General features: G+C 70.0%; 17 protein-coding genes. 13 read left to right on the forward strand and 4 right to left on the reverse strand.

Going from position 1 to position 25046, the window contains the following annotated elements; translation table 11 throughout:
* Positions 1-215 precede the first annotated feature (215 nt).
* The 7 genes from ACIPWY_RS00005 to ACIPWY_RS00035 all read left to right on the forward strand — a co-directional run bounded on the left by ACIPWY_RS00005 (position 216) and on the right by ACIPWY_RS00035 (position 10001).
* Entirely contained in the window at positions 216-1415 is a 1200-nt protein-coding gene (locus ACIPWY_RS00005; protein ID WP_362899245.1) for an ROK family transcriptional regulator, read from the forward strand.
* Positions 1416-1536: 121 nt separating this feature from the next.
* A complete protein-coding gene (locus ACIPWY_RS00010) occupies positions 1537-2658 on the forward strand; it encodes a substrate-binding domain-containing protein (RefSeq protein WP_362899243.1) in 1122 nt (373 codons plus the stop codon).
* A 234-nt stretch (positions 2659-2892) separates the two neighbouring features.
* Positions 2893-3684 (forward strand): ATP-binding cassette domain-containing protein, encoded by a 792-nt coding sequence (locus ACIPWY_RS00015; RefSeq protein WP_362899241.1) that lies wholly within the window; start codon positions 2893-2895, stop codon positions 3682-3684.
* Positions 3681-4967: an ABC transporter permease subunit gene (locus tag ACIPWY_RS00020; protein WP_362899240.1), complete on the forward strand. Its 1287-nt coding sequence runs from the start codon at positions 3681-3683 to the stop codon at positions 4965-4967. Before ACIPWY_RS00015 ends, ACIPWY_RS00020 begins: the two co-directional genes overlap by 4 nt.
* 213 nt (positions 4968-5180) lie before the next feature.
* Positions 5181-7142, forward strand: coding sequence for a 1-deoxy-D-xylulose-5-phosphate synthase (gene dxs / locus ACIPWY_RS00025; RefSeq protein WP_362899238.1), 1962 nt, complete (start codon positions 5181-5183; stop codon positions 7140-7142).
* Between the two features lie 150 nt (positions 7143-7292).
* The gene (locus ACIPWY_RS00030) at positions 7293-8798 is read left to right on the forward strand and encodes an amino acid permease (protein ID WP_383890321.1); all 1506 of its coding nucleotides are present in this window, start codon (positions 7293-7295) and stop codon (positions 8796-8798) included.
* Between the two features lie 99 nt (positions 8799-8897).
* Complete coding sequence (locus ACIPWY_RS00035) at positions 8898-10001, forward strand: hypothetical protein (RefSeq protein ID WP_393700296.1); 1104 nt, start codon at positions 8898-8900, stop codon at positions 9999-10001.
* 102 nt (positions 10002-10103) lie between these two features.
* Here the strand turns inward: ACIPWY_RS00035 and ACIPWY_RS00040 are convergent, their stop codons facing one another.
* Positions 10104-11195, reverse strand: a complete 1092-nt coding sequence (locus tag ACIPWY_RS00040) for an LCP family protein (RefSeq protein ID WP_393700294.1) — start codon at positions 11193-11195, stop codon at positions 10104-10106.
* Between the two features lie 486 nt (positions 11196-11681).
* Between ACIPWY_RS00040 and ACIPWY_RS00045 the strand changes: the two genes are divergently transcribed.
* Genes ACIPWY_RS00045 through ACIPWY_RS00070 form a run of 6 tightly spaced genes read left to right on the forward strand, consistent with a single transcriptional unit; the run spans position 11682 to position 21183 of the window.
* Positions 11682-13310, forward strand: a complete 1629-nt coding sequence (locus ACIPWY_RS00045; protein WP_401531958.1) for a stealth conserved region 3 domain-containing protein — start codon at positions 11682-11684, stop codon at positions 13308-13310.
* Between the two features lie 15 nt (positions 13311-13325).
* On the forward strand, positions 13326-14942 hold the full coding sequence (locus ACIPWY_RS00050; RefSeq protein WP_362899229.1) for a sugar phosphotransferase: 1617 nt from the start codon (positions 13326-13328) through the stop codon (positions 14940-14942).
* On the forward strand, positions 14939-16750 hold the full coding sequence (locus tag ACIPWY_RS00055) for a stealth family protein (RefSeq protein ID WP_393700291.1): 1812 nt from the start codon (positions 14939-14941) through the stop codon (positions 16748-16750). Before ACIPWY_RS00050 ends, ACIPWY_RS00055 begins: the two co-directional genes overlap by 4 nt.
* Positions 16747-18843 carry a glycosyltransferase gene (locus tag ACIPWY_RS00060; protein WP_393700289.1) on the forward strand — a complete coding sequence of 699 codons (2097 nt, stop codon included), beginning with the start codon at positions 16747-16749 and terminating at the stop codon, positions 18841-18843. The genes ACIPWY_RS00055 and ACIPWY_RS00060 overlap by 4 nt, the downstream gene beginning before the upstream one ends.
* 40 nt (positions 18844-18883) lie before the next feature.
* A complete protein-coding gene (locus ACIPWY_RS00065; RefSeq protein ID WP_393700287.1) occupies positions 18884-20278 on the forward strand; it encodes a GDSL-type esterase/lipase family protein in 1395 nt (464 codons plus the stop codon).
* Positions 20279-20304: 26 nt separating this feature from the next.
* The gene (locus ACIPWY_RS00070; protein WP_393700285.1) at positions 20305-21183 is read left to right on the forward strand and encodes an endonuclease/exonuclease/phosphatase family protein; all 879 of its coding nucleotides are present in this window, start codon (positions 20305-20307) and stop codon (positions 21181-21183) included.
* A gap of 9 nt (positions 21184-21192) precedes the next feature.
* Here ACIPWY_RS00070 and ACIPWY_RS00075 read toward each other — a convergent pair whose 3' ends face one another.
* The 3 genes from ACIPWY_RS00075 to ACIPWY_RS00085 all read right to left on the reverse strand — a co-directional run bounded on the left by ACIPWY_RS00075 (position 21193) and on the right by ACIPWY_RS00085 (position 25042).
* The gene (locus tag ACIPWY_RS00075; protein ID WP_362899220.1) at positions 21193-21555 is read right to left on the reverse strand and encodes an NTP pyrophosphohydrolase; all 363 of its coding nucleotides are present in this window, start codon (positions 21553-21555) and stop codon (positions 21193-21195) included.
* A 122-nt stretch (positions 21556-21677) separates the two neighbouring features.
* Positions 21678-23819, reverse strand: a complete 2142-nt coding sequence (locus ACIPWY_RS00080; protein WP_393700282.1) for a 3-hydroxyacyl-CoA dehydrogenase NAD-binding domain-containing protein — start codon at positions 23817-23819, stop codon at positions 21678-21680.
* Positions 23816-25042 carry an acetyl-CoA C-acyltransferase gene (locus ACIPWY_RS00085; RefSeq protein WP_362899217.1) on the reverse strand — a complete coding sequence of 409 codons (1227 nt, stop codon included), beginning with the start codon at positions 25040-25042 and terminating at the stop codon, positions 23816-23818. Before ACIPWY_RS00085 ends, ACIPWY_RS00080 begins: the two co-directional genes overlap by 4 nt.
* Positions 25043-25046: the final 4 nt, after the last annotated feature.

Genomic DNA, 25046 nt, shown 5'->3' on the forward strand with positions numbered 1-25046 from the left:
GGGTCCGGCCCCGGAGAGACTTCTCTCCGGGGCCGGACCCCTGTGCGCGGCCGATGGAACCGATTTCCGTCAAGGGCTTGACGGCATGGGCCGATTCTGCGGAACTTGGAGTTCATAACTTGTACAAGGCTCGGTCACTCTCCGTGTGATGCGGGCCACGGACGGCTCACTCACGGGAGGGCCGCCCGACAACGGGCTAAGGGTGGGATGAGTCAATGGAGACTCCGGGGTCGCAGTCGTCGCTGCATCGGGCCAATCTCGAGCGGGTCGTACGCGCCGTGCGGCTCGCCGGATCGCTCACGCAGGCGGAGATCGCGAGGTCGACCGGCCTGTCCGCGGCCACGGTCTCCAACATCGTCCGCGAGCTCAAGGACGGCGGCACGGTCGAGGTAACCCCCACGTCGGCGGGCGGCCGGCGGGCCCGCAGCGTCTCGCTCAGCGGCGACGCGGGCATCGTCATCGGCGTCGACTTCGGGCACACCCACCTGCGCGTGGCCATCGGCAACCTCGCCCACCAGGTCCTCGCCGAGGAGGCCGAGCCCCTCGACGTGGACGCCTCCGCGGCACAGGGCTTCGACCGGGCCGAGGAGCTCGTCGAGCGGCTCGTGGCGGCCACCGGCGTGGACCGTACGAAGGTGGCGGGCGTCGGCCTCGGCGTGCCCGGCCCCATCGACGTGGAGAGCGGCACGCTGGGCTCCACGTCGATCCTGCCGGGCTGGACCGGCACCAAGCCCGCCGAGGAGATGGGCACGCGCCTCGGCGTCCCCGTGCACGTCGACAACGACGCCAATCTCGGCGCCCTCGGCGAGCTGGTCTGGGGCAGCGGGCGCGGCGTCAAGGACCTCGCGTACATCAAGGTCGCCAGCGGTGTCGGCGCCGGACTCGTGATCGACGGAAAGATCTACCGGGGGCCCGGCGGGACCGCGGGCGAGATCGGGCACATCACGCTCGACGAGTCCGGTCCCGTCTGCCGGTGCGGCAACCGCGGCTGCCTGGAGACCTTCACCGCGGCCCGCTACGTGCTGCCGCTCCTGGAGTCCAGCCACGGCACCGGGCTGACCATGGAGTCCGTCGTGCGGCTCGCGCGGGACGGCGACCCGGGGTGCCGGCGGGTGATCGCCGACGTGGGCCGTCACATCGGCAGTGGTGTCGCGAATCTCTGCAACCTGCTCAACCCCAGCCGGGTCGTTCTCGGCGGCGATCTGGCGGAGGCCGGAGAGCTGGTCCTGGGGCCCATCAGGGAGTCCGTGGGACGCTATGCGATCCCCAGTGCGGCGCGCCAACTGTCCGTGCTTCCAGGGGCGTTGGGCGGCCGCGCGGAAGTGCTCGGGGCGCTCGCCCTGGCACTCAGCGAGATGGGTGATTCGACCCTTTTGGACGGATCGCTGTCCGCTGTGGCACCTGCCTTCACTTAGAGAACGCATGACACCGTTGCCATCTCGTTAAGGATTTACTCCTTGACGCTGGGGTTGCGGCCGAGTTGACTTCCCGCTACCTCGGCCGCAACGTCGCGGCCTCGTCAGGGAGGTTTCTGAAGTGAACACGCGTATGCGTCGTGCCGCCGTTGCGTTCTGTGCCACTGGTATGGCCGTCTCTCTCGCCGCTTGCGGCAGCGCCAAGGAGTCCGGCGGCAAGGACAGCGGCGACAAGGCGAGCTCGAAGAAGGGCGACGCGATCACCGTCGGCCTGCTGCTGCCGGAGAACCAGACCGCGCGCTACGAGAAGTTCGACAAGCCGATCATTGAGAAGCAGATCTCGACGCTGACCAATGGCAAGGGCAAGGTCGAGTACCTGAACGCCAAGCAGGACGCGACCGTCCAGTCGCAGCAGATCGACACGATGATCACCAAGAAGGTCGACGTGCTGATCCTGGACGCGGTCGACTACAAGGCCGTCGCCGGTGGCGTGAAGAAGGCCAAGGACGCCGGCATCCCCGTCGTCGCGTACGACCGCCTGGCCGAGGGTCCGATCGAGGCGTACACCTCGTTCGACAACACCGAGGTCGGTAAGACGCAGGGCGAGGCGCTGCTGAAGGCCATGGGCGACAAGGCCAAGCCCAGCTCCAAGATCGTCATGATGAACGGCGCGATCACCGACCCGAACGCGAAGCAGTTCAAGGACGGCGCGCTCTCGGTGCTCAAGGGCAAGGTGAACATCGCCAAGTCCTACGACACCAAGGAGTGGAAGCCGGAGAACGCCAACGCCAACATGGACGCTGCGATCTCCGCGATCGGCAAGGACAAGATCGCCGGTGTCTACTCCGCCAACGACGGCATGGCGGGCGGCATCATCACCGCGCTCAAGGGCGCGGGCCTGAGCAAGCTCCCGCCGGTCACCGGCCAGGACGCCGAGCTCGCGGGTGTGCAGCGGATCGTCACGGGCGACCAGAACATGAGCGTCTTCAAGTCGTACCCGCAGGAGGCCGAGACCGTCGCCAAGATGGCCGTCGCCGTCGCCAAGGGTGAGAGCCTCGACTCCATCAAGACCGGCACGGTCGACAGCGGCACCGAGAAGGGTGTCCCCTCCGTGATCGTCCCGGTGGTCTCCCTGACCCAGGACAACATCAACGACACGGTCATCAAGGAGGGTTACTACACCCTCGACGAGATCTGCACGACCAAGTACAAGGCCGCCTGCGACAAGATCGGCCTGAAGTAACCAGGCCGGAGTCGCCCTGCGGCAACTCCCTTGTCCTGCACGGGACGTGAGCGCACCTTGAAGGAGCGCCCCGTGTGAGCACGTCCGGCGCCCCGCCGCCGAAAGCCCCGCAAGCTCAACGGCGGGGCGCCGGACGGAACGACGTACGACAGCACCACCCCTGCACGTACGCACCCCCCTCTCAGTCTTTTCTGTTCAACCTCCCGCCGGGTCAGGCCTTTGGCGGCGAAGGAGATGGTTCACGTGTCCGCTACGCCCGTGCTGGCGTTGCGCGGAGTCTCCAAGCGATTCGGTGCCGTCCAGGCGCTCACCGATGTAGAGCTTGAGGTCCACGCCGGTGAGGTGGTCGCCCTGGTCGGCGACAACGGTGCCGGAAAGTCCACCCTTGTCAAGACGATCGCCGGCGTGCACCCCATCGATGACGGTGTCATCGAGTGGGACGGCAAGGCCGTCGCGGTCAACCGGCCGCACGACGCCCAGGCCCTGGGCATCGCGACCGTCTATCAGGACCTCGCGCTGTGCGACAACATCGACGTCGTCGGCAACCTCTTCCTGGGCCGTGAGCTCAAGCGCCGCGGAATCCTCGACGAGGTCGAGATGGAGCGCCGCTCCAGGCAGCTCCTCGAGACGCTCTCCATCCGCATTCCGAGCGTGCGCATCCCGATCGCCTCGCTCTCGGGCGGTCAGCGCCAGGTCGTGGCCATCGCCCGCTCCATGCTCGGCGAGCCCAAGCTGGTCATCCTCGACGAGCCGACGGCAGCCCTCGGTGTCGAGCAGACCGCGCAGGTCCTCGACCTCGTCGAGCGTCTTCGCGAGCGCGGGCACGCGGTCATCCTCATCAGCCACAACATGGCCGATGTGAAGGCCGTCGCCGACAAGGTCGCCGTCCTGCGGCTCGGTCGCAACAACGGCGTTTTCGAGGTCAAGACCACCTCGCAGGAAGAGATCATCTCCGCCATCACCGGCGCCACGGACAACGCCGTGACCCGTCGTGCGGCGCGCAGCAACGCGGAGGCTCAGAAGTGAGCATCGAAAAGACCGACCAGCCGCAGGCCACCGTGGACGCCCCGGCGGCCGCCGGTGACGCCAGCGTCGCCATCGACCCCCGCCTCCTCGTGCGCGAGCAGGGATTCGCGGGCTACATAGGCGAGTTCAAGCGCAAGATGCGCGCCGGTGACCTCGGCGCCACCCCGGTCGTCATCGGCCTGATCGTCATCTGCGCGATCTTCCAGAGCCTGAACTCGGCGTTCCTGGGCGCGGAGAACCTGAACAACATCTTCGTCGCCATGGTCGCGACGGGCATGATGTCGGTCGGCATCATCTTCGTGCTGCTGCTCGGTGAGATCGACCTCTCGGTCGGCTCCGTCTCCGGTGTCTCCGCGGCGATCACGGCCGTGATGAGCGTCACCCACGGCGTCAACGAGTGGCTCGCGGTCCTCACCGCCCTCGCCGCCGGCGCGGTCATCGGCGCCCTGCACGGCTTCTTCTTCGCCCGGATCGGCGCCCCCGCGTTCGCCGTGACCCTGGCGGGCCTGCTGTTCTGGAACGGCTTCATGCTCCAGATCCTGGGCTCCAACGGCACGATCAACATCGACAGCGACGGCGTGGTCGGCAAGCTCACCACGTACTACTTCTCCGATGTCGCCGCCGCCTACGGGCTCGCCGTCGTCGCGGTCGCCGCCTACTTCCTGTCGGCCTTCTTCGGCAACCGGCGCCGCGAGGCCGCCGGGATCCCGTCCCGCCCGCTGAGCGAGCTCGTGCTGCGCACGGTGCTGCTCGCGATCGCGGCCTTCGCCGTGGCGATCATGTTCAACCAGTACAAGGGCCTGCCGCTCGCCGTGCTGCTGTTCGCGATCGTCCTCGTCGCCACCGACTTCGTGCTGCGCCGCACCTCGTACGGCCGCAAGATCTTCGCGCTCGGCGGCAGCGTCGAGGCGTCGCGCCGTGCCGGTATCAACGTCACGGCGGTCCGTGTCTCGGTCTTCGCCGTCGCGGGTCTGTTCGCGGCGGTCGGCGGCCTCTTCTGGGCCTCCAAGATCGCGGCGGCCAACCAGAGCGCCGGTTCCGGTGACCTCCTGATGAACGTCATCGCGGCGGCCGTCATCGGCGGCACCAGCCTCTTCGGCGGCCGGGGCCGCACCTGGAACGCCCTGCTCGGTGTTCTCGTGATCACGTCGATCCAGTACGGCCTGGCCCTTCAGGGCATCGCCACCCCGATCCAGTACATGATCACCGGTGGCGTGCTCCTCGCCACGGTCGTCATCGACTCGATCACCCGCAAGACCCAGAAGTCGGCGGGCCGCGCCTAGCGGTCACCACGCCCCCTGGACCCTGTGCCCGGCGTCAATGACGACGCCGGGCACAGTCATGTCGCGCGAAGCCGCCATCGAATGTGCGTACCCCTTGGATACGCCCGATCGCGTGACGTACAACGCACAGCCCGGGCGCCGGGCGCCGAGGCGGAACATTAGACTCGACAGGCCCGGCAAAAGCTCGAACAGCTCTATCGCAAGGAGGCACGGGTGCCGCTGCTGACCCGCATCACGGGACCGCGCGATCTGGACCGGCTCAGCCTGGAACAGCTCGACCAGCTGGCCGGTGAGATCCGGACCTTCCTGGTTGACGCGGTATCCAAGACCGGCGGCCACCTCGGCCCCAACCTCGGCGTCGTCGAGCTCACCATCGCGCTGCACCGCGTCTTCGAATCGCCGAAGGACCGGGTGCTCTTCGACACCGGCCACCAGTCCTACGTGCACAAGCTGCTCACGGGCCGCCAGGACTTCGCGAAGCTGCGCACCAAGGGCGGCCTGTCCGGCTACCCCTCGCGCGCCGAGTCCGACCACGACGTGATCGAGAACTCGCACGCCTCCACGGTCCTCGGCTGGGCCGACGGCCTCGCCAAGGCGAACGAGGTGCGCGGCAAGGACGACCACGTCGTCGCCGTGATCGGCGACGGAGCCCTCACGGGCGGCATGGCCTGGGAGGCGCTGAACAACATCGCGGCCGCCAAGGACCGCCCCCTCGTGATCGTCGTCAACGACAACGAGCGCTCGTACGCCCCCACCATCGGCGGCCTCGCCAACCACCTGGCCACCCTGCGCACCACGGACGGGTACGAGCGGTTCCTGGCCCGCGGCAAGGACCTCCTGGAGCGCACTCCGGTCGTCGGCCGCCCGCTGTACGAGACCCTGCACGGCGCCAAGAAGGGCCTCAAGGACTTCATCGCCCCGCAGGGCATGTTCGAGGACCTGGGCCTGAAGTACGTCGGCCCCATCGACGGCCACGACATCGAGGCCCTGGAGTCGGCCCTGGCCCGCGCCAAGCGGTTCGGCGGACCGGTCATCGTGCACTGCCTCACCGAGAAGGGCCGCGGCTACAAGCCCGCCGAGCAGGACGAGGCCGACCGCTTCCACGGCATCGGCCCGATCCACCCGGACACCGGCCTGCCCATCAAGGCCTCGGCCGCCAGCTGGACGTCCGTCTTCGGGGACGAGATGGTCAAGCTCGGCCACGACCGCGAGGACGTCGTCGCGATCACCGCGGCGATGCTCCAGCCCGTCGGCCTGAAGAAGTTCGCAGAGGCGTTCCCCGACCGCATCTACGACGTCGGCATCGCCGAGCAGCACGCCGCCACCTCGGCCGCGGGCCTCGCCACCGGCGGGGTGCACCCGGTCTTCGCGGTCTACGCGACGTTCCTCAACCGAGCCTTCGACCAGGTCCTCATGGACGTCGCGCTGCACAAGTGCGGTGTCACGTTCGTCCTGGACCGGGCGGGCGTCACGGGCGACGACGGCGCCTCGCACAACGGCATGTGGGACATGTCCATGCTCCAGGTCGTCCCCGGCCTGCGCCTGGCCGCCCCGCGCGACGCCGAGCAGCTGCGCGCCCAGCTGCGCGAGGCCGTCGAGGTCGACGACGCCCCGACCGTCGTGCGCTACTCGAAGGGTGTCGTCGGACCCGCGGTCCCGGCCGTCGGCAGGGTCGGCTCCATGGACGTGCTGCACAGGTCGTCGGCCGCCAAGCCGGACGTGCTCCTGGTCTCCGTCGGGGCGCTCGCCCCGATGTGCCTGGAGATCGCCGGCCTCCTCGACAAGCAGGGCATCACCACGACCGTCGTCGACCCGCGCTGGGTCAAGCCGGTCGACGAGGCGCTCGCGCCGCTCGCCGAGCAGCACCGCGTCGTCGTCACCGTCGAGGACAACTCCCGTGTGGGAGGCGTCGGTTCGGCGATCGCGCAGGCCCTGCGCGACGCGGGTGTCGACGTGCCGCTGCGGGACTTCGGCATTCCGCCGCGCTTCCTGGACCACGCCTCGCGCAAGGAGGTCATGGCCGAGATCGGTCTCACGGCCCCCGACATCGCGCGTCAGGTCACCGGTCTGGTCGCCAAGCTGGACGGCCTCCCCCACTCTCGGCTTCGCTCGAGCGGGGGGACCCCCATCGCGCGCGCCACGGCCACCGACGCGGTGGAGCCCGCGCGCGACTGACCTCCACAGGCCGCTGCTCCATGGGCCGGTCCCGTCACCCCGCAAGGGTGGTGGGACCGGCCCGTTCGCGTGAATGCCCCCGCGCCGGGACATAAGGGTGTAAAGCCCCCTCGATCATGTCGGGGACGACGATGCGTGGGAGGTACGCCCGTGAGCAGCACCCTCTTCAGGACGAAGAAGGTCGAACAGTCGATCTTGGACACTGAGGAGCCGGAGCACGCACTCAAGAAGTCGCTGTCCGCTCTGGACCTCACCGTGTTCGGTGTCGGAGTCATCATCGGCACCGGCATCTTCGTCCTCACCGGCAAGGTCGCCAAGGAGAACGCGGGCCCCTCGGTGGCCCTGGCGTTCATCGTGGCCGGCGTCGTCTGCGGCCTGGCCGCGCTCTGCTACGCGGAGTTCGCGTCCACCGTCCCGGTCGCCGGATCCGCGTACACCTTCTCCTACGCGTCACTCGGCGAACTCCCCGCCTGGATCATCGGCTGGGACCTGGTGCTCGAATTCGCGCTCGGCACGGCGGTGGTCGCCGTCGGCTGGTCCGGCTATGTGCGCTCGCTGCTGGACAACGCGGGCTGGCATCTGCCCGCGTCGCTGAGCGGGCGGGACGGGGCCTCGGGATTCGGCTTCGACATCCTCGCCGCCGCCCTGGTCCTGGTGCTCACCGTCATCCTCGTTCTCGGGATGAAGCTCTCCGCCCGCGTCACCACGGTCGTCGTCGCGATCAAGGTGGCCGTCGTCCTCATCGTGATCATCGCGGGGGCCTTCTTCGTCACGGCCGACAACTACAAGCCCTTCATCCCGAAGGCACAGGCGCAGGAAGCGGGCGCCAGCATCCAGTCGCCACTCGTGCAGCTGATGTTCGGCTACACCCCGACCGACTTCGGCGTCATGGGCATCTTCACCGCCGCCTCCGTCGTCTTCTTCGCCTTCATCGGCTTCGACGTCGTGGCCACCGCCGCCGAGGAGACGAAGAACCCGCAGCGGGACATGCCGCGTGGCATCCTCGGCTCACTCCTCATCTGCACGACGCTCTACGTGGCGGTGTCGATCGTCGTCACGGGCATGCAGAGGTACAGCGAGCTGTCCATCGACGCCCCCCTCGCGGACGCCTTCAAGGCCACCGGGCACCCCTGGTACGCGGGTGTCATCAGCTTCGGCGCGGCGGTCGGCCTGACGACGGTCTGCCTGATCCTTCTCCTCGGTCAGACCCGGGTGTTCTTCGCGATGAGCCGCGACGGACTGCTGCCCCGCTTCTTCTCCGTCGTCCACCCGAGGTTCAAGACCCCGTACCGGCCGACCATCCTGCTCGGCGTGATCATCGCGATCCTGGCCGGGTTCACCAGCCTCAGCGAGCTCGCGGAACTGGTGAACATCGGCACGCTCTTCGCCTTCGTCGTCGTCGCGCTCGGCGTCGTCATCCTGCGCCGCACCCGCCCCGACCTGCCCCGCTCCTTCCGTACGCCCCTGGTCCCGCTGGTCCCGATCCTGTCGGTCCTCGCGTCCCTGTGGCTGATGCTGAACCTGCCCGCGGAGACCTGGATCCGCTTCGCTGTCTGGATGGCCCTCGGCTTCATCGTCTACTTCGTGTACGGGCGCTCGCACAGCCGGCTTGGCCGGCAGGAGGAGGCGACGGCGGCCGGTGGTGACGCCAGGTAACGCAATGGGGACAGATTTCGCTGAGGCATATGATGTGGCGAATTCATGGTTTCCCTGCGCACATGCCGGGCGTGAGGTTGACGGAAGGTGACGGCGGTCATGCGGGGCAGAAACGCTATCGATGAGCGAACCGATGACCGCGGCTCCGAGCGTCGTGCCGCCACCGGTGCCGCCGACGGGCGTTGGCTGACACGGGGCAAGGACGGCAGGCTCACCGCGTACGCGCTCACCGAGGGCGGCATGCTGCGCTGGACCGAGGTCAAGCCCGGCGGCCCCCGGTGGTCGGGGCCCGACTTCCTCCCCGCCGCCCATCTGGGCGATGTCACCGTCGTGCAGGGCGCGGACACGTATGTGCACTTCCTCGGCCGCCGGGCGAAGCCGCGGGCCGACGGGGGAGTGGACGTCGACATCGTGCACGCCATCCAGTACCAGACGGGCAGAGCGGTCACCGAGTGGCGCTCGCTCGGCAACCCGCACAAGGACCGCGCCAAGGCCGCCCGGTTCGGTGTGCCGGTCGGCGCCGTGAACTCGAACGGCACGGTGCACGTCTTCGCCCGCAACGCCGGCGGCGGCCTGATGATGCGCCGTGAGGACAAGAAGGGCAGCTGGGAGGCGTGGGCGGATTTGAAGGGCAGCGGTCTCGCCGACGGGATAGCCGCCGTCCCCACCTCGTCGGGACGCGTGGAGGTCCTCGCCCCGACGCGCAATCCTGTTGCCCCGCACTGGTATCAGACCGCGACGGACGGCGAATTCCGCCAGTCCCAGGACGTCCCTCTTTCGGCGCCCGCTGACGGTGTCGTCGGTCTGGAGACGGGCCCCGACCGGCTGACGTACTACTGGAACGACACCGGCGGCAACGGCATCGTCGCCTACCGGCACGGCAGTTGGGCGATCCCCCTCGGCGGCGCTCCCGCTCCCAGCCCGGTCGCCGCGCTGCGTACCGACCTCGACGGCTACGACTGCACGGTGCTCGCGCACCGCGCGGTCGACGACCAGATCATGCTCGCGGCCTGTGTCTCGGAGAACGAGAGCCAGGGTCTGTGGTGGTCTCCCACCGGTGAACAGGCCGTGGGCGCACCCGCGTTGGCGGTCGACGCCCTCGGTCGCGTGGTCCTCGCCGTCATCGGCAAGGACGGGGCGCTCTACGTCGCGCGCCAGCGTCGCGAGCCGGGCCTCGCCCTGGAGACCTCGGTCCGCGCCTGACGCGGGACCGCCGGAATCCGAGTCCCGTCAGGCGGCGGGACACCTGAACCACGAAGCGTCCCGCCCGGAATCCGGGCGGGACGCTTCGTTCGTGACGGCTGCTCAGCCGCCCGTGGCGGGCGACTTCTTCGCCGACTCCGGGACGGGCTCGCCGGTCCGCAGCGCCTTCCACAGGTCCCGCGCCTGCGGCTCGGCCGCGACGACCCGGTTGGGGTCCTGCTTGTCGTACGCCACCGGGAGCATGATCGTCTCCATGGTGCTGGGGTCGACGCCGTTCATGCTGCGTCCGAAGTCCGCGAGCGACTTCAGCGAGTCGAGGCCCGAGTCGGTGGTGAGCGACGAGGTCAGCGTGTCCGCGATCTTGTAGGTCTTGGTGGGGCTGCCGAGCAGGTCCTGCTTCTTGATCTCGCTGAGCAGCGCCAGCATGAACTGCTGCTGCAGGCCTATGCGTCCGAGGTCGCTGCCGTCACCGATGCCGTGCCGGGTCCGGACGAAGGCGAGTGACTCGGTGCCGTTCAGCTTGTGGGTGCCCGCCGCGAGGTCGAGGCCGCTCGACGTGTCGTGAATGGGCTTGTCGACGGTCACCGGCACTCCGCCGATGGCGTCGACCAGGCCCTTGAAGCCGGCGAAGTCGATCTCCATGTAGTGGTCCATGCGGATGCCGGAGATCTTCTCGACCGTCTTCACCACACAGGCCGGACCGCCCGTCGAATAGACGGAGTTGAACATGACGCGCTGTGCCTGGGGCAGCGCCTTGCCCGAGGCCGTGGTGCACGCCGGGCGGGTCACCAGGGTGTCGCGGGGGATGCTCACCGCGGTCGCCCGGCTGCGGCCCTGCGGGATGTGCACGACGAGGGCGGTGTCGGAGCGGGCTCCGCTGACCTTGGCGCCGTCGAGCGCGGAGTTGGCGCCCGCGCGCGAGTCCGAGCCGAGCACCAGGATGTTCTGGCCGCTGGTCGGCAGCTTCTCGGGGCGGTCGTCGCCGAGGGCCTTGTCGATGTCGACGTTGTTCAGGTTCGAGTTGAGGCTGTGGTACATCCACCAGGCGGTGCCGCCCAGGGCGAGCAGTACGAGCACCAGGCCGAGGGCGATCCAACGCCCCACCCGGCGCTTGCGCTTCGGCTTCTTCTTGCGCCGGTCGGGCGCTGCGCGCCGGGCGCCGCGCGCGCCGGACTCCGTCAGGGTGTGGGACATGCCAGGAGGCCTCTCTCCGCTTTCGATTCCGATACCCGAGGTGCAAGTGGGACTGGGCTCGGGTGGGGGGAGGCGGCCGGCCCGGGGCTTTGCATGGATGTTGATGCACTATAGACACATTTTCGAATCCTCAGACTTGGCCTCTGTTTCTTTGCTGTTCACGATGACTGCTATGTCTGGATGTGAGGTGATGAGTCTGATTGATCGTGAAATGTGGGCGGTGTTGACATCGGCTGAGTTGGCACCTGAAGATGTGCGCAGCCTGTGAATGTCAGTCATTTATTCGCACATTTTTGGCTTAATCAGGCTTGATCGAAATTTTTTAGGCAAAAGGCAAACGGCTCGGGGGGGTCGCGCACGCCAGGACCTGAGGTTCGCCGCAGGTCCACGCCTGCGTTCCGTGATGGAGGAGTTGGTGTTGTCCGAGTGGCTGAGGCCGCGCGCCGGGGGGCTCCGGGCGTCGCGATACGCCGGGGGGCCGGCCGCATGACGACCATCCCCGGGCCCATCACGTACTCGGACGCGTGGAACACCGCGCCGCAGTCCGCCCCGCCCGTCTCCGGTGTGCCGGCGCAGGCCCGCCCGTACCCGCAGGCCGAATCGCCGCACGAAGGCGCGTACGTCGAAACCTCGGTGACGCCGCTCGGGGCCCGAGAGGCCAACCGCTCGACCGTCGCCGCGCTCCTCGACGCCGAGGGCATCCCGTACTTCGCCGTCCGCGGCACGTCCGACCACGGAACCGTCATCGCCGTCGCCGAACCCGACCGTGAGCGCGTCCTGGGTGCCGTCTTCCGTGGCCTTGGCCGGTTCCCCGGCCACCTCAGCGTGATCGCGCAGGACCCGGTGCGCGCGCCCAAGCCACTGCCCTCCGCGGACCCCAGCGCCTGGCGCGGCGTGCGCGACGCGGCCGCGATCCAGGTCAGCTGGTACCGCACCGACCCCAGCGGCCACCTGCTGCTCGGCCACGAGTACGGATGCGCCATCGAGTTCTGGCGCTGGCACGGCGGTCACCTCGTGGCCCCCCGCGCCAACCGCGTGACCTGGTCCGTCTGGGGCGACCAGCCCAACGTGGCCGGACCCGCCCGCCTGTTCAGCCGCTTCGTCTCGGACGCGACGCCCGCGCACCTGGCCCCCGCCCTGCCCACCCGGCCGGAGTTCCTCGTACCGATGGCCGAGGACATCGACTTCCCCATCGACGCGGTCTACACCTGGGTCGACGGCAACGACCCGGCCTGGCAGCGCCGCAAGGCCTCCGCCAAGGGCGAGGTCTACCACGCCGAGTCCGCCAGCGACGCGCGCTTCATCAGCCGCGACGAGCTGCGCTACTCGGTGCGCTCGCTGTACCTGTTCGCGCCGTGGATCCGGAACATCTACATCGTCACCGACGACCAGGTGCCGGACTGGATGCGCGAGGACCTGCCGGGCTGCCGCATCGCCACCCACCGCGAGATCTTCCGCAACCCCGCGGACCTGCCCACGTTCAACTCGCACTCCATCGAGAGCCAGTTGCACCACATCCAGGGCCTGTCCGAGCACTTCCTGTACTTCAACGACGACATGTTCATGGGCCGCCCCGTCGCCCCCCAGGCCTTCTTCACCCCTTCCGGCACGGCCCGGTACTTCCCCTCCCGCAACCGCATCCCGCAGGGCCCGGTCGTCGAGACCGACACCCCCGTCGACGCGGCCTGCAAGAACAACCGCGCCCTCCTGCACGAGCGCTTCGGCAAAGTCATCACCCAGCCGATGGAGCACATCCCCTACGCCCTGCGGCGCAGCGCGATGGAGGAGGCGGAGCAGGACTTCCCGGAGGCCTGGGCGCGCACGTCGGCGAGCCGGTTCCGCGCGATGACGGACCTCTCGCCCACCTCGTCGTTCGCCCTCTACTACGCGGCGATGACGGGCCGCGCCCAGACCGGCTCCATGCCGTTCACGTATCTCCAGCTCGCGGTGCCGGACCTCGCCGACCGGCTGCAGCGCCTGCTCGACGGCCGCAGCCAGGACTCCTTCTGCCTCAACGACGCCTTCTCCACGCCGGAGGACATCGAGGCGCAGCAGGAACTCCTCGACGGATTCCTCAACGCGTACTTCCCCACCCCCAGCCCCTACGAGCGATGAAACGGAGTTCGTGAAGTGTCCGACTCGACGTCCATGAGCTCCGCAGCGCACGTCTACCAGCGGATCGTCCCCCAGCCGGTGCGCTCCGTCGCCGCCCACAGCGTGCCGCCCCGCGTACGGCGCAAGGTGAAGGGCGGGCTCGCCAGGACCCTCAACCGCCGTGAGGCCAGGCTGCACCGGCGCGCGCTGCGCCGCGTCCGCAAGTCCGACGCCATCAGCGTCTCCGAGCGCCGCGTCCCCGCGCCCGACGGCCGGATCGCCCACGTCCACCACGGGGTGACCGCCGACCTCGCACGCCGCCTCGACCACGATCTCGTCACCTACGCCCTCGACGCGGCCGGCATCCCCTGGTTCGCCGTGCCCGCGCTCGACGACCGGCGCGTCTGCATCGCCGTGGAACAGCGGGACAAGGGCCAGGTCCGGCGCGTGCTACGCGCGTTGCTGGAGGAACACACCGGCTACGTCGTCTCGGTGTCGCCCGCCGCGAACGACACCGCGACCGTTCCCGGCAGCCACATCAAGGCGTGGAAGAACTTCGGCAAGGCCAAGGTCGTACGCCTCACCTGGCTGCGCACCGACCCCACCCAGAACCTGTGGGTGGGCGACGACCAGGGCGTCGAGATCGAGTTCTGGACCGTCAACGACGAGCTGGCCGACGAGCGCCTCGTCGGACCGCGCCCCAACCGCGTCCAGCGCGTGGTCCCGCGCGACGCCCTCGGCATCGAGATCGCCTTCGACCGGCTCTGCGCGTACTCCGACATCGACGGCGCCGCCGAACCGACCATCACGCTCGAGGACTTCGACATCCCGCGCCTCGAAGAGATCACGTTCCCCGTCGACGCCGTGGTCCTGTGGCAGCACCCGACCCCCTGGGGCGAGGAACTGCTGCGCGCGACCCTGCGCTCCCTGCATCAGTACGCGCCCTGGATCGACCTCGTGCACGTCGTCGCGCAGGCTCCGCCGCCGCCCTGGCTGCACGCGGACGAACGGCTCACCGTCGTCCCCGCGGGCACCGGCGCCACCTCCCAGCTGCACCGGCTTCCTGACGTCGCCGAGACCTTCCTGCTGATGCGCCCCGGCGCCGTCCTCGGCCGTCCGGTGCGCCCCTTCGACTACTTCACGCCGCACCGCGAGACCCGCCCCCGCAAGGGCCTGTGGACCCCCGAGGAGTCCTTCCAGCAGTGGCCGCGGGCAGCCCTCAGCGCCACCGGGCGCGCCGTGTCGCACGGCTATGCCGCCGGCCCGCAGCCGCACTCGTGCCAGGCCCTCGGGCGGCTCGCGGGCGTCGGCATGCTGCTCGTCCCCGGCCCCGACGACCAACGGGTTCCCACGCTCCCCGGCACCCACCCCGGCGACGGACTGGCACACCACTTCGCCCACTGCTCCGGGCTCGCCGACCCCTCCGGCGAGGCCACCGTCGCGCTGCACGCCGCACTGCCGCACATCGGCCGCCGCCTGGAACGGCTCCTGGTACGGCGCGACACCCAGCAGATGCACCTGTTCGGGCTCGGCAGCGACGAAGCGCTGGCCCACGGCGGCACCGACGCCGTCATCCGCTTCCTGCACCGCTACTTCCCCGTGCCCAGCCCGTTCGAGCACGGCGGCCCAGACGACCCGGACAACCACACGTGAGCAATGGCAACCCCGAGGCGTCCGCGGCGGTCGGCGTCTACCGCGCCCTCGTCCCCGCCTCCCTCAGACGTCGCGTCGCACGCCGCGTACCGGCCCGGCTGCGCATGGCCGTCAAGCGCGTGCTGCGCCGCCTGACGACCCTGACCTTCGGTTTCCGCTTCGCCCGCGGGGTCCGGGCGCGGCGGGCCTGGCCGCATCTGTTCGGCGACGGCGAGCGGCTCGCCGTGCTCGCCGACCAGGGCGCGCAGATCGCCCTCGTACGCCCCACCGCCTCCCCGCTCGGACTGCGCGAGGCCAACCTCGAACTCGTCGTCTCGCTCCTGGAAGCGGCAGGCATCGACCACTTCGCGGTACGCGGCACCTCCGAGTTCCGCTCCACGCTCGCCGTCGCCGAGGCCGACCGGGCGCGGGTGGCCGACGTCCTGGTGGGCACCCGCGCGACCGCGCCCGTGTACATCGTCGCCTGCCACGGCGCGGCCCAGCGGGGCAAGCCCGTACTGTGCGCGTCACGCGGCGGCCGGCGTATCGCCAGGGCCGCGCCCGTCCTGCGCACCGGCATGGTGTGGAGCGACCCCGGTGCCTCGCTCGTCCTCGGCCTGGAGCACGGCTGCGACATCGAGTTCTGGCACACGAGCGAGGGCCGCCTCGTCGCGCCCCGCCCCAACCGGGTCGCCGAGGACATCGCCCTCGACGAGCCCCGGATCAGCGTCCCCATCAGCCGCCTCACCGGCTTCGCCGCCCTGCATACCCGGCGCACCCGGTCCGTGCGCACCGTCGCGGCCTGCGCCCAGCCGCTGCCGGAGGACGTGCGCTTCCCCATCGACGTCGTCTACACCTGGGTGGACGGCAACGACCCCGCCTGGCAGCGCAGGCGGGCCGGCATCGAGGACGGCGGCTACCACGCCGAGTCCGCCAACGCGGCCCGCTACATCAGCCGGGACGAGCTGCGGTACTCCCTGCGGGCGCTGGAGCAGAACGCCCCCTGGGTGCGGCACATCTACGTGGTGACCGACCAGCAGCGCCCGGCATGGCTGAACGAGCGGGGCTCGCGCATCACCGTCGTCGACCACTCCGAGATCTTCGACGACCCCGCCGCCCTGCCGACCTTCAACTCGCACGCCATCGAGAGCCAGCTCCACCACATCGACGGCCTGTCCGAGCACTTCCTCTACTTCAACGACGACATGTTCCTCGGCGCGCCCGTCACCCCCCGGGACTTCTTCCTCTCCAACGGCGTGAGCCGTACCTTCTTCTCCCCCTCCCAACTCCCGCGCTGGGACGACGCGTTGGGGGACAGGCCGGTGGACGCGGCAGGCAGGAACAACCGCCGCCTCATCCTGGAGAACTTCGGCTCCGCGATCGTCCAGAAGCTGCGCCACGCCCCGTACGCACTGCGCCGCAGCGTCCTGTACGAGATCGAGAAGGAGTTCAGGGACGCGCACCTCGGTACGTCCCACAGCAGGTTCCGCAGCCCGACCGACATCTCCATCCCGTCGTCCCTGTACCACTACTACGCCTACTTCACCGGCCGCGCGGTCCCCTCGGACATCGCGTTCGCCTATCTCGACCTGGCCAGGCCGGAGATCGCGCGCCGCCTGGGGATCCTGCTGGCCCGCCGGGACCGTCAGGCGTTCTGCATCAACGACACGGTCTCCGACACGTTCGACGTGGGGCGCCAGGGCGACATGGTCCGGGACTTCCTCCAGTCGTACTACCCCGTGCCGAGCCCGTTCGAGAGACAGCACGCCGAGGCGCTGATCCCCACGCAGCGTGTTCCCCAGCAGCGGAAGGAGAGCGGGATCCGATGAAGATCTCCTTCCTGATCAACAACATCTACGGCATCGGCGGCACCAACCGCACCGTGATCAACCTCGCCGAGGCCCTCGCCGTCCGCCACGACGTCGAGATCGTCTCCGTGTTCCGGCGCACCACCGCCACGAAGTTCGAGATCTCCCCGCGCATCACCGTGCGCGCCCTCGTCGACCTGCGCCCCGGGTCCTCCGACCGTGACGCGCCCGGCAGCGGCGAGCCGAGCGAGGTGGTGCCGCGCCAGGAGGAGTTCTACGCGCAGTACAGCAAGTTCACCGACCAGCGCATCATCCAGGACCTGGAGCGCACGGGCGCCGACGTCGTCATCGGCACCCGCCCCAGCCTCAACCTCTTCGTCGCCGAGTTCACCCGCGACGGAGCGCTGCGCGTGGCCCAGGAGCACATGACGCACCTGGCGATCCCGCCCGCCGTACGGGCCAGGATGGCGCAGGTCTACCCCCGCCTCGACGCCATCACCACGGTCACCGAGGCGGACGCCCGCTCCTTCATGGAGCACACGCCCATCCCGGGCATCCCCGTGATCGGCATCCCCAACAGCGTTCCGCGGCCGGCCGTCGCGCCGTCGGACTGCGCGCACAAGGTCGTCGTCAGCGCGGGCCGCATGCACCACATCAAGCGCTACGACCTCCTCATCCGCGCCTTCGGCCTGCTCGCGGACGAGTTCCCCGACTGGCAGCTGCGCATCTACGGCGACGGTGGTGAGGCCGCCAAGCTGCGCGCCCTGGTCACCGAACTCGGCCTGGCAGGAAGGGCGTTGCTCATGGGCGGCTTCTCGCCCATCGAGTCCGAGTGGGCCAAGGGCTCCATCGCCGCGGTCACCTCGAGCGCCGAGTCCTTCGGTATGACCCTGGTCGAGGCCATGCGCTGCGGCCTGCCCGTCGTCTCCACCGACTGCCCGGTGGGCCCCAGGGAGATCCTGCGTCACGGAGAGGACGGCTTCCTCGTCAGGACCGGTGACGCCGAGGCCATCGCCCAGGGGCTGCGCCGGCTCATGGCCGACGACATGCTCCGGGCCCACATGGGCGCGAACGCGCTGCGCAACTCCGCCCGTTACGACCCCGAGGCCGTCGCGGCCACCTACGTGGACCTCTTCGACGACGCCGTGAGCCGCCGCGCCGCCGCCGGACGCGGCTACCGCAGGCCCGCCGTGCCGCGCGAGGCCACGCACGCCGACGCGACCGTACCGCCCGTGTCCATGGGAGCGGCGCGCGCCGACGTCACGAGTGACGACGCCGGGTGGCTGCGGTTCTCCCTCGACGGGCCGGCCGACGGCAAGCGCCGCTGGCAGTTCGTGCTGCGCCACAGTCCGTCCGACGGGCGGCCCCTGCCCGACATGGAGCTGCGGACCGGCCGCAAGTCCCTCGCCAACGGCGGCACCCGGTACACCGCGTCGCTCACCCCTGCCGCGCTCGACGACCTCGGTGACGGCCGCTGGCGGGTCACCATGCGCTCCGCCAAGCACGAGAACGTCCACCTCAAGGCCGGGCTCCGCGACACCCGGGCGCTGATCGACGCACGCGCCCGCCTGCTCTCGCGTCCCGTGGCCGGTCAGGTCGGCTGGAACCTGCCCTACGCCCAGCCCAACGGCAAGCTCATGCTGCGCACCGTGGTGCGCGCGACCCACGTGGAGTGCACATCCGTCGAGGTCGGCGACGACGCCATCGAGCTCACCGGCGTGCTGTGCGGAGGAGCCAGGATCCAGCCGGGCGCCCTGTTCGTGCTCAGCCGCCGCGGCCCCCACGCACTCAACTTCACGGTGCCCGTGCAGGTTCTCGGCAGCCATTCCTTCCGTGCCGAGGCTCCGGTCCGCCGCGTCGTCGACCACCGGCTGGAGCGGTGGGAGGACTGGGACTGGTGGCTGCAGCCCGATCCGCACGACCGCGCGAAGGTGCGCATCTGCCATCTGCTGGAGGACTTCCCCGACGTCAAGAACGCCTTCGCCTACCCGGGCGTCCCGCTGGTCGGCGACGAACCCTCGGAGTTCTCCGCCGTGCACCCGGCGAAGCCCGTGTGGGTGAGGCCCTACTGCTCGGCGTCCGGGGCCATGGCCATGAACGTCGTAGACCGCTGAAGCCTTTCCGGGACCGGCCGATCGCGTGGACGGAGACGAAATGAACCGCACACTGTTTGTCCTCGGGGACTCCGTACCCGCTCCCCGCACGGAGGAGGAAGCCCCGATGGCGGGGTGGGGCCAGAAGCTCCAGGAACTTCTGGTGGGCCCGGTCGAGGTGGCCAACTACGCCCGCAGCGCGATGACGACGCGTAAATACTTCACGCAGCGACTGCCCGCCCTGCTCAACCGGATGAGCCGCGGCGACATCGTCCTCATCGGGTTCGGCTATGTGGACCACATGATCCACAACGGCACGCGGCACGTGCCGGTCGCCGAGTACCAGGAGCTGCTGCGCCTCTTCGCCGCGTACGTGCACGAGGCGGGCGGAGTGCCGGTGATGGTCACGCCGACGGCGCGCTACGCGTTCTCGACGCAGGGCGAGGTGCTCGACACCTTTGGCGACCACCCCCGCGCCATGGCGGAGGTCGCCGCCCGGCTCGGTGTGCCGCTGGTGGACCTGACCGCCCGCACCATGCGGCTGTGGTCCCAGCTCGGGCCGACGCGACTGCGCCAGTTCTTCTGCTGGACGGACGCGGGCGAGCACCCGCTGCACCCCGACGGGACGATCGACTCGACCCATCTCAACCACACGGGTGCGTTCGAGGTCGCGCGTCTGGTGCTGGCCGACCTGTGCAACCTCGGCGTCCTCGACAAGTCCGAGGTGAACGTCCCCGCTCTCATGGAGCCCTTGATGATGCCGCCGGTCTCCGGCGAATTCACGGTCCAGGCACCGGAGTCGGCCCTCCAGTACGGCCAGGTGGCCGGCCCGGCACCCGTGATCACCAAGCCGGCCGCGGGAGGGCTCGCCGGTCCCATGGTGAAGTTCTCCGGAAGCGTCGCGCCCGGGACGGACTATGTGCTGTTCTTCGAGCAGGGCAGGTACATCGGCGGTACGGGCGTGGGCGACGCGGGGCAGTGGAGCTGGCGCCGCTCGGTGAACTGGGCGGCGGGCGAGCGCCTCGTGCGGTGTGTGGGTCTGCGCGGCGACGGCGTCTCGGCGATCGAGGAGCACCGCTTCACGGTGATGACCGACGTGCCGAGCCCGCTGATCACGGGACCCGCCGAAGGGGCCTACACCGGGCCTCGCCCCCGCTTCTCCGGCAGTGTGCGACAGGGCGTCACCAAGGTGGTGCTGGTGGAGCGGGGCGTCCTGATCGGTGCGACCGGCGTCGACGAGCAGGGCGAGTGGGCGTTCACGCACCCGCACTCCTGGCGGCCCGGAACCCACACGATCGAGGTGATCGCCCTCTTCGGCGCGGCCGAATCGGCGCCTGCGCCGCGCACGTTCAAGGTCGTCGGCATCCCCGAGGACAGCCCGATCCGGGGGCTGGGAGCGACCCGCCACACCTGTGGGGACGTATGCGGGCACAGACCGTTCACCGGGGACTGGTAGACGGTCCGGCATCGGCAGGGAGAGCCTTGAGGAACGGACTCGTCGCACGGGGGACGGCGGTCGTGGCCGCGGTCGCGGTGCTGCTCGGAACGCTGCTCGTCCTGCCCGGAGCGCTGTTCGTGCTGCCGGGCGGGAAGGCGGGACCGGCGGAGGGATCGCGGGTGGTCCGCGTCCTCCAGTACAACCTGTGCGGTGCGGCCGCTGGTTGCCCGTGGAACGCGGGCGGGTCCGGGCGCGGCACGTCGGTGGCGCGCCTCGTGGAGTCCGCGGTCCGGTCCGAGCCGGACATCGTCACCGTCAACGAGATCTGCCTGACCCAGTACGCGGCACTCAAGGAACAACTCGCCCGCGCCGGCCGGCGGATGGACGGCACGTACGCCTCGTCCCAGGACAACGTGCCGGCCTGCGGCAGGACGGGCCGGTTCGGCAGCGCGGTGCTCAGCCGGGGCGACGTCCCGGACGGCCGGCAGGACTACCGCCCCTTCACGCACACCGGCGGCGAGACCTACACCAACGGCGGGCGCACCGTCCTGGTCCACAGGGGACTGCTCTGCGCCCACACGAGCGTCCAGGGCGAGCGCCTCGTCGCCTGCACAGCACACACCTACTCCAAGGCCCCTGAGCAGCTACGGGAGATCAGGGACTGGACGGCCGCGTTGCCCAGGAGCGTGCCCGTCGTGCTCGCGGGCGACCTGAACCTGCCTCCCGACGCGCCCGCGCTGTCCCTGCTCACGCGTCGGTTCACGGAGGCGGACCGGGTGGACGACGAACCCACTGCGGGTGGGCGCAAGATCGACTACCTCTTCGCCGGGCGGCGCCACGTCCGGTCCGCAGGCGCCGACGCGGTGAAGTATCCGGAGTCCGACCACGCCCTGCTGGAGGGAACGTTCAGGCTCACGCGCTGACCTGGGGAGCTACCGGTCACCCTGTCCTGAGTACACCGTCCGCGGCCCCACGCACTCGGCGCCCAACTCGCCCACCCGGCGCCGCAGTTCACGATCCGCGGTCACCACCACGCACGGCTGCTCCGCCGCGGCCACCAGCTCCACGATGTGGTCGTCCCCGCTCCCGGCCGCCGACTCGACCCGCACGCCCGGTGCCGACTCCACGCCCCGCGCCGCCCCCTCGACGACGAGCACGATGTCCACGCCCTCGCGCTCGGCGTGGGTCACCAGGCTGTCCCGCAGGCGTTCGGCCGCGCCCCGGCGGTCGCGCCACCACCCGTCGGGCACCGAACCGACGACGTTGGCACCGTCGACGATGAGCAGTGTCGTCATGTGCTTCGGCCCTTCTTCCGGCGGCGGTGAGCGCCGCCGCACGCGGGGAGCGTACCCAGGCCGCGCAAACGCCGGTGCCCGGCACACCAGTTGGCATGCCGGGCACCGAAGACGCCGGGGGGTTACGCCGGGACGCTCGCCACGCCCTGCTCCAGGAACCGCTTGCCGGTCACCCGCTCGCTGACGCCCTCACGGTCCAGGTACGGCGTGATGCCGCCGAGGTGGAAGGGCCAGCCGGCGCCCGTGATCAGGCACAGGTCGATGTCCTGCGCCTCGGCCACGACACCCTCGTCGAGCATGAGCCCGATCTCCTGCGCCACCGCGTCGAGCACGCGGTCACGGACCTGCTCCTCCGTCAGGACGACATCGCCCTGCTTGAGGAGCGCGGCGACCTCGGGGTCCAGCTCCGGCTTGAAGTCGTTCTCCGCGGAGTAGACGTAGAAGCCGCGCTTGCCGGCCTTGACGACGGCCGCGAGGTTCGGGGACACCGTGAAGCGCTCCGGGAAGGCGCGGTTCAGGGTCTCCGAGACGTGCAGACCGATCGCGGGACCGACCAGCTCCAGGAGCACCAGCGGGGACATCGGCAGACCGAGCGGCTCGACGGCCTTCTCGGCGACCGCGACCGGGGTGCCCTCGTCGATGACGTTCTGGATCTCGCCCATGAAGCGCGTGAGGATGCGGTTCACGACGAACGCCGGGGCGTCCTTCACCAGAACCGCGGTCTTCTTCAGCTTCTTGGCGACACCGAAGGCCGTGGCCAGCGAGGCGTCGTCGGTCTGCTCGCCGCGGACGATCTCCAGGAGCGGGAGGATCGCGACCGGGTTGAAGAAGTGGAAGCCGACGACCCGCTCGGGGTGCTTCAGCTTCGACGCCATCTCGGAGACCGAGAGGGACGAGGTGTTGGTGGCGAGGATCGCGTGCGCCGGGGCGACCGCCTCGACCTCCGCGAACACCTGCTGCTTGACGCCGATCTCCTCGAAGACGGCCTCGATGATGAAGTCGGCGTCGGAGAAGCCCTCGGCCTTGTCCAGGACACCGGAGACCAGGCCCTTGAGACGGTTGGCCTTGTCCTGGTTGATGCGGCTCTTGCCGAGCAGCTTGTCGATCTCGGCGTGGACGTAGCCCACGCCCTTGTCGACGCGCTCCTGGTCGATGTCGGTCAGGACGACCGGCACCTCGAGGCGGCGCAGGAACAGCAGCGCGAGCTGCGAGGCCATCAGGCCCGCGCCCACGACGCCGACCTTGGTGACCGGACGCGCGAGGGACTTGTCCGGCGCACCCGCCGGGCGCTTGCCGCGCTTCTGGACGAGGTTGAACGAGTAGATACCCGCGCGCAGTTCGCCACCCATGATGAGGTCGGCGAGCGCCTTGTCCTCGGCGTCGAACCCGGCCTGCAGGTTCCCGTCCTTGGCGGCGGCGATGATCTCCAGCGCGCGGTACGCGGCCGGGGCCGCCCCGTGCACCTTGCCGTCGGCGATGGACGTGCCGCGCGCGACGGCCTGGTCCCACGCGTCACCGCGGTCGACCTCGGCGCGCTCGACGCTCACGTCGCCCTTGAGGACGTTCGCCGTCCAGATCAGCGACTGCTCGAGGAAGTCGGCGCCCTCGAAGAGCGCGTCGGCGATGCCGAGTTCGAAGACCTGCTTGCCCTTGAGCTGGCGGTTCTGGTTGAGCGAGTTCTCGATGATGACCGAGACGGCCTTGTCCGCGCCGATCAGGTTGGGCAGGAGGGCGCAGCCGCCCCAGCCCGGGACCAGACCGAGGAAGACCTCGGGGAGCGAGAAGGCCGGGAGCGCCTTGGAGACGGTGCGGTAGGTGCAGTGCAGACCGACCTCGACACCGCCGCCCATCGCCGCGCCGTTGTAGTACGCGAACGTCGGCACGGCAAGGCCGGAGAGGCGCTTGAAGACCTCGTGGCCGCCCTTGCCGATGGCCAGCGCGTCCTCGTGCTTCTTGAGGAGCTCGACGCCCTTGAGGTCGGCGCCGACGGCGAAGATGAACGGCTTGCCGGTGATGCCGGCGCCGACGATCGTGCCCTCGGCCGCCTCCTTCTCGACCTGGTCGATCGCGGCGTTCAGGTTCGCGAGCGAGGCCGGGCCGAAGGTGGTCGGCTTGGTGTGGTCGAAGCCGTTGTCGAGCGTGATCAGCGCGAACCGGCCCGCGCCGAACGGCAGGTCGAGGTGGCGTACGTTCGCCGACGTGACGACCTCGTCCGGGAACAGCTCGGCGGCGCCCTTCAGGAGCTCAGCGGTGGTGGTGCTCACTTGTCGCCTCCGGCGTCCTTGTGGTGCGGGTTTTCCCAGATGACGGTGGCGCCCATGCCGAAGCCGACGCACATCGTCGTCAGGCCGTAGCGGACCTCGGGCTGCTCCTCGAACTGGCGGGCCAGCTGCGTCATCAGGCGCACGCCGGAAGAGGCGAGGGGGTGGCCGTAGGCGATGGCGCCGCCGTACTGGTTGACGCGCGCGTCGTCGTCCGCGATGCCGTAGTGCTCCAGGAAGGCGAGGACCTGGACCGCGAAGGCCTCGTTGATCTCGAAGAGGTTGATGTCCTCGATCGACAGACCGGCCTTGGCCAGCGCCTTCTCCGTCGCCGGGATCGGGCCGTAGCCCATGACCTCGGGCTCGACGCCCGCGAAGGCGTAGGAGACCAGGCGCATCTTCACCGGGAGGTTGTTCTCGCGGGCGAAGTCCTCGGACGCGAGGAGCGACGCGGTCGCACCGTCGTTGAGACCGGCGGCGTTGCCCGCGGTGACGCGGCCGTGCGTACGGAACGGCGTCTTCAGCCCGGCGAGGTTCTCCAGGGTCGTCCCCGGGCGCATCGGCTCGTCGGCGGTGACCAGGCCCCAGCCGGTCTCGCCGACGTCCGGGTTGGTGTTGCGCACGGAGATCGGGACCAGGTCCTGCTGGATCTTCCCGTTCGCGTACGCCTTCGCCGCCTTCTCCTGCGAGCGCACGGCGTACTCGTCGGCGCGCTGCTTGGTGATGGTGGGGTAGCGGTCGTGCAGGTTCTCGGCGGTCATGCCCATGAACAGGGCGGACTCGTCGACGAGCTTCTCCGACACGAAGCGCGGGTTCGGGTCGACGCCCTCGCCCATCGGGTGGCGGCCCATGTGCTCGACACCGCCGGCGATGACGGCGTCGTACGCGCCGAAGGCGATGGAGCCCGCGGTGCTGGTCACGGCGGTCAGCGCGCCGGCGCACATGCGGTCGATGGAGTAGCCGGGCACGGACTGCGGGAGGCCCGCGAGGATGCCGGCGGTGCGGCCGAGGGTCAGGCCCTGGTCGCCGATCTGCGTGGTCGCGGCGATGGCGACCTCGTCGATCTTCGCGGGGTCGAGGGCCGGGTTGCGGCGCAGCAGCTCCCTGATGGCCTTCACGACGAGATCGTCGGCGCGGGTCTCGTGGTAGATGCCCTTCGGGCCCGCCTTGCCGAACGGGGTGCGGACGCCGTCGACGAAGACGACGTCCCTGACGGTACGAGGCACGATG

This window comes from Streptomyces sp. NPDC090032 (assembly GCF_044748025.1).
Taxonomy (GTDB): Bacteria; Actinomycetota; Actinomycetes; order Streptomycetales; family Streptomycetaceae; genus Streptomyces.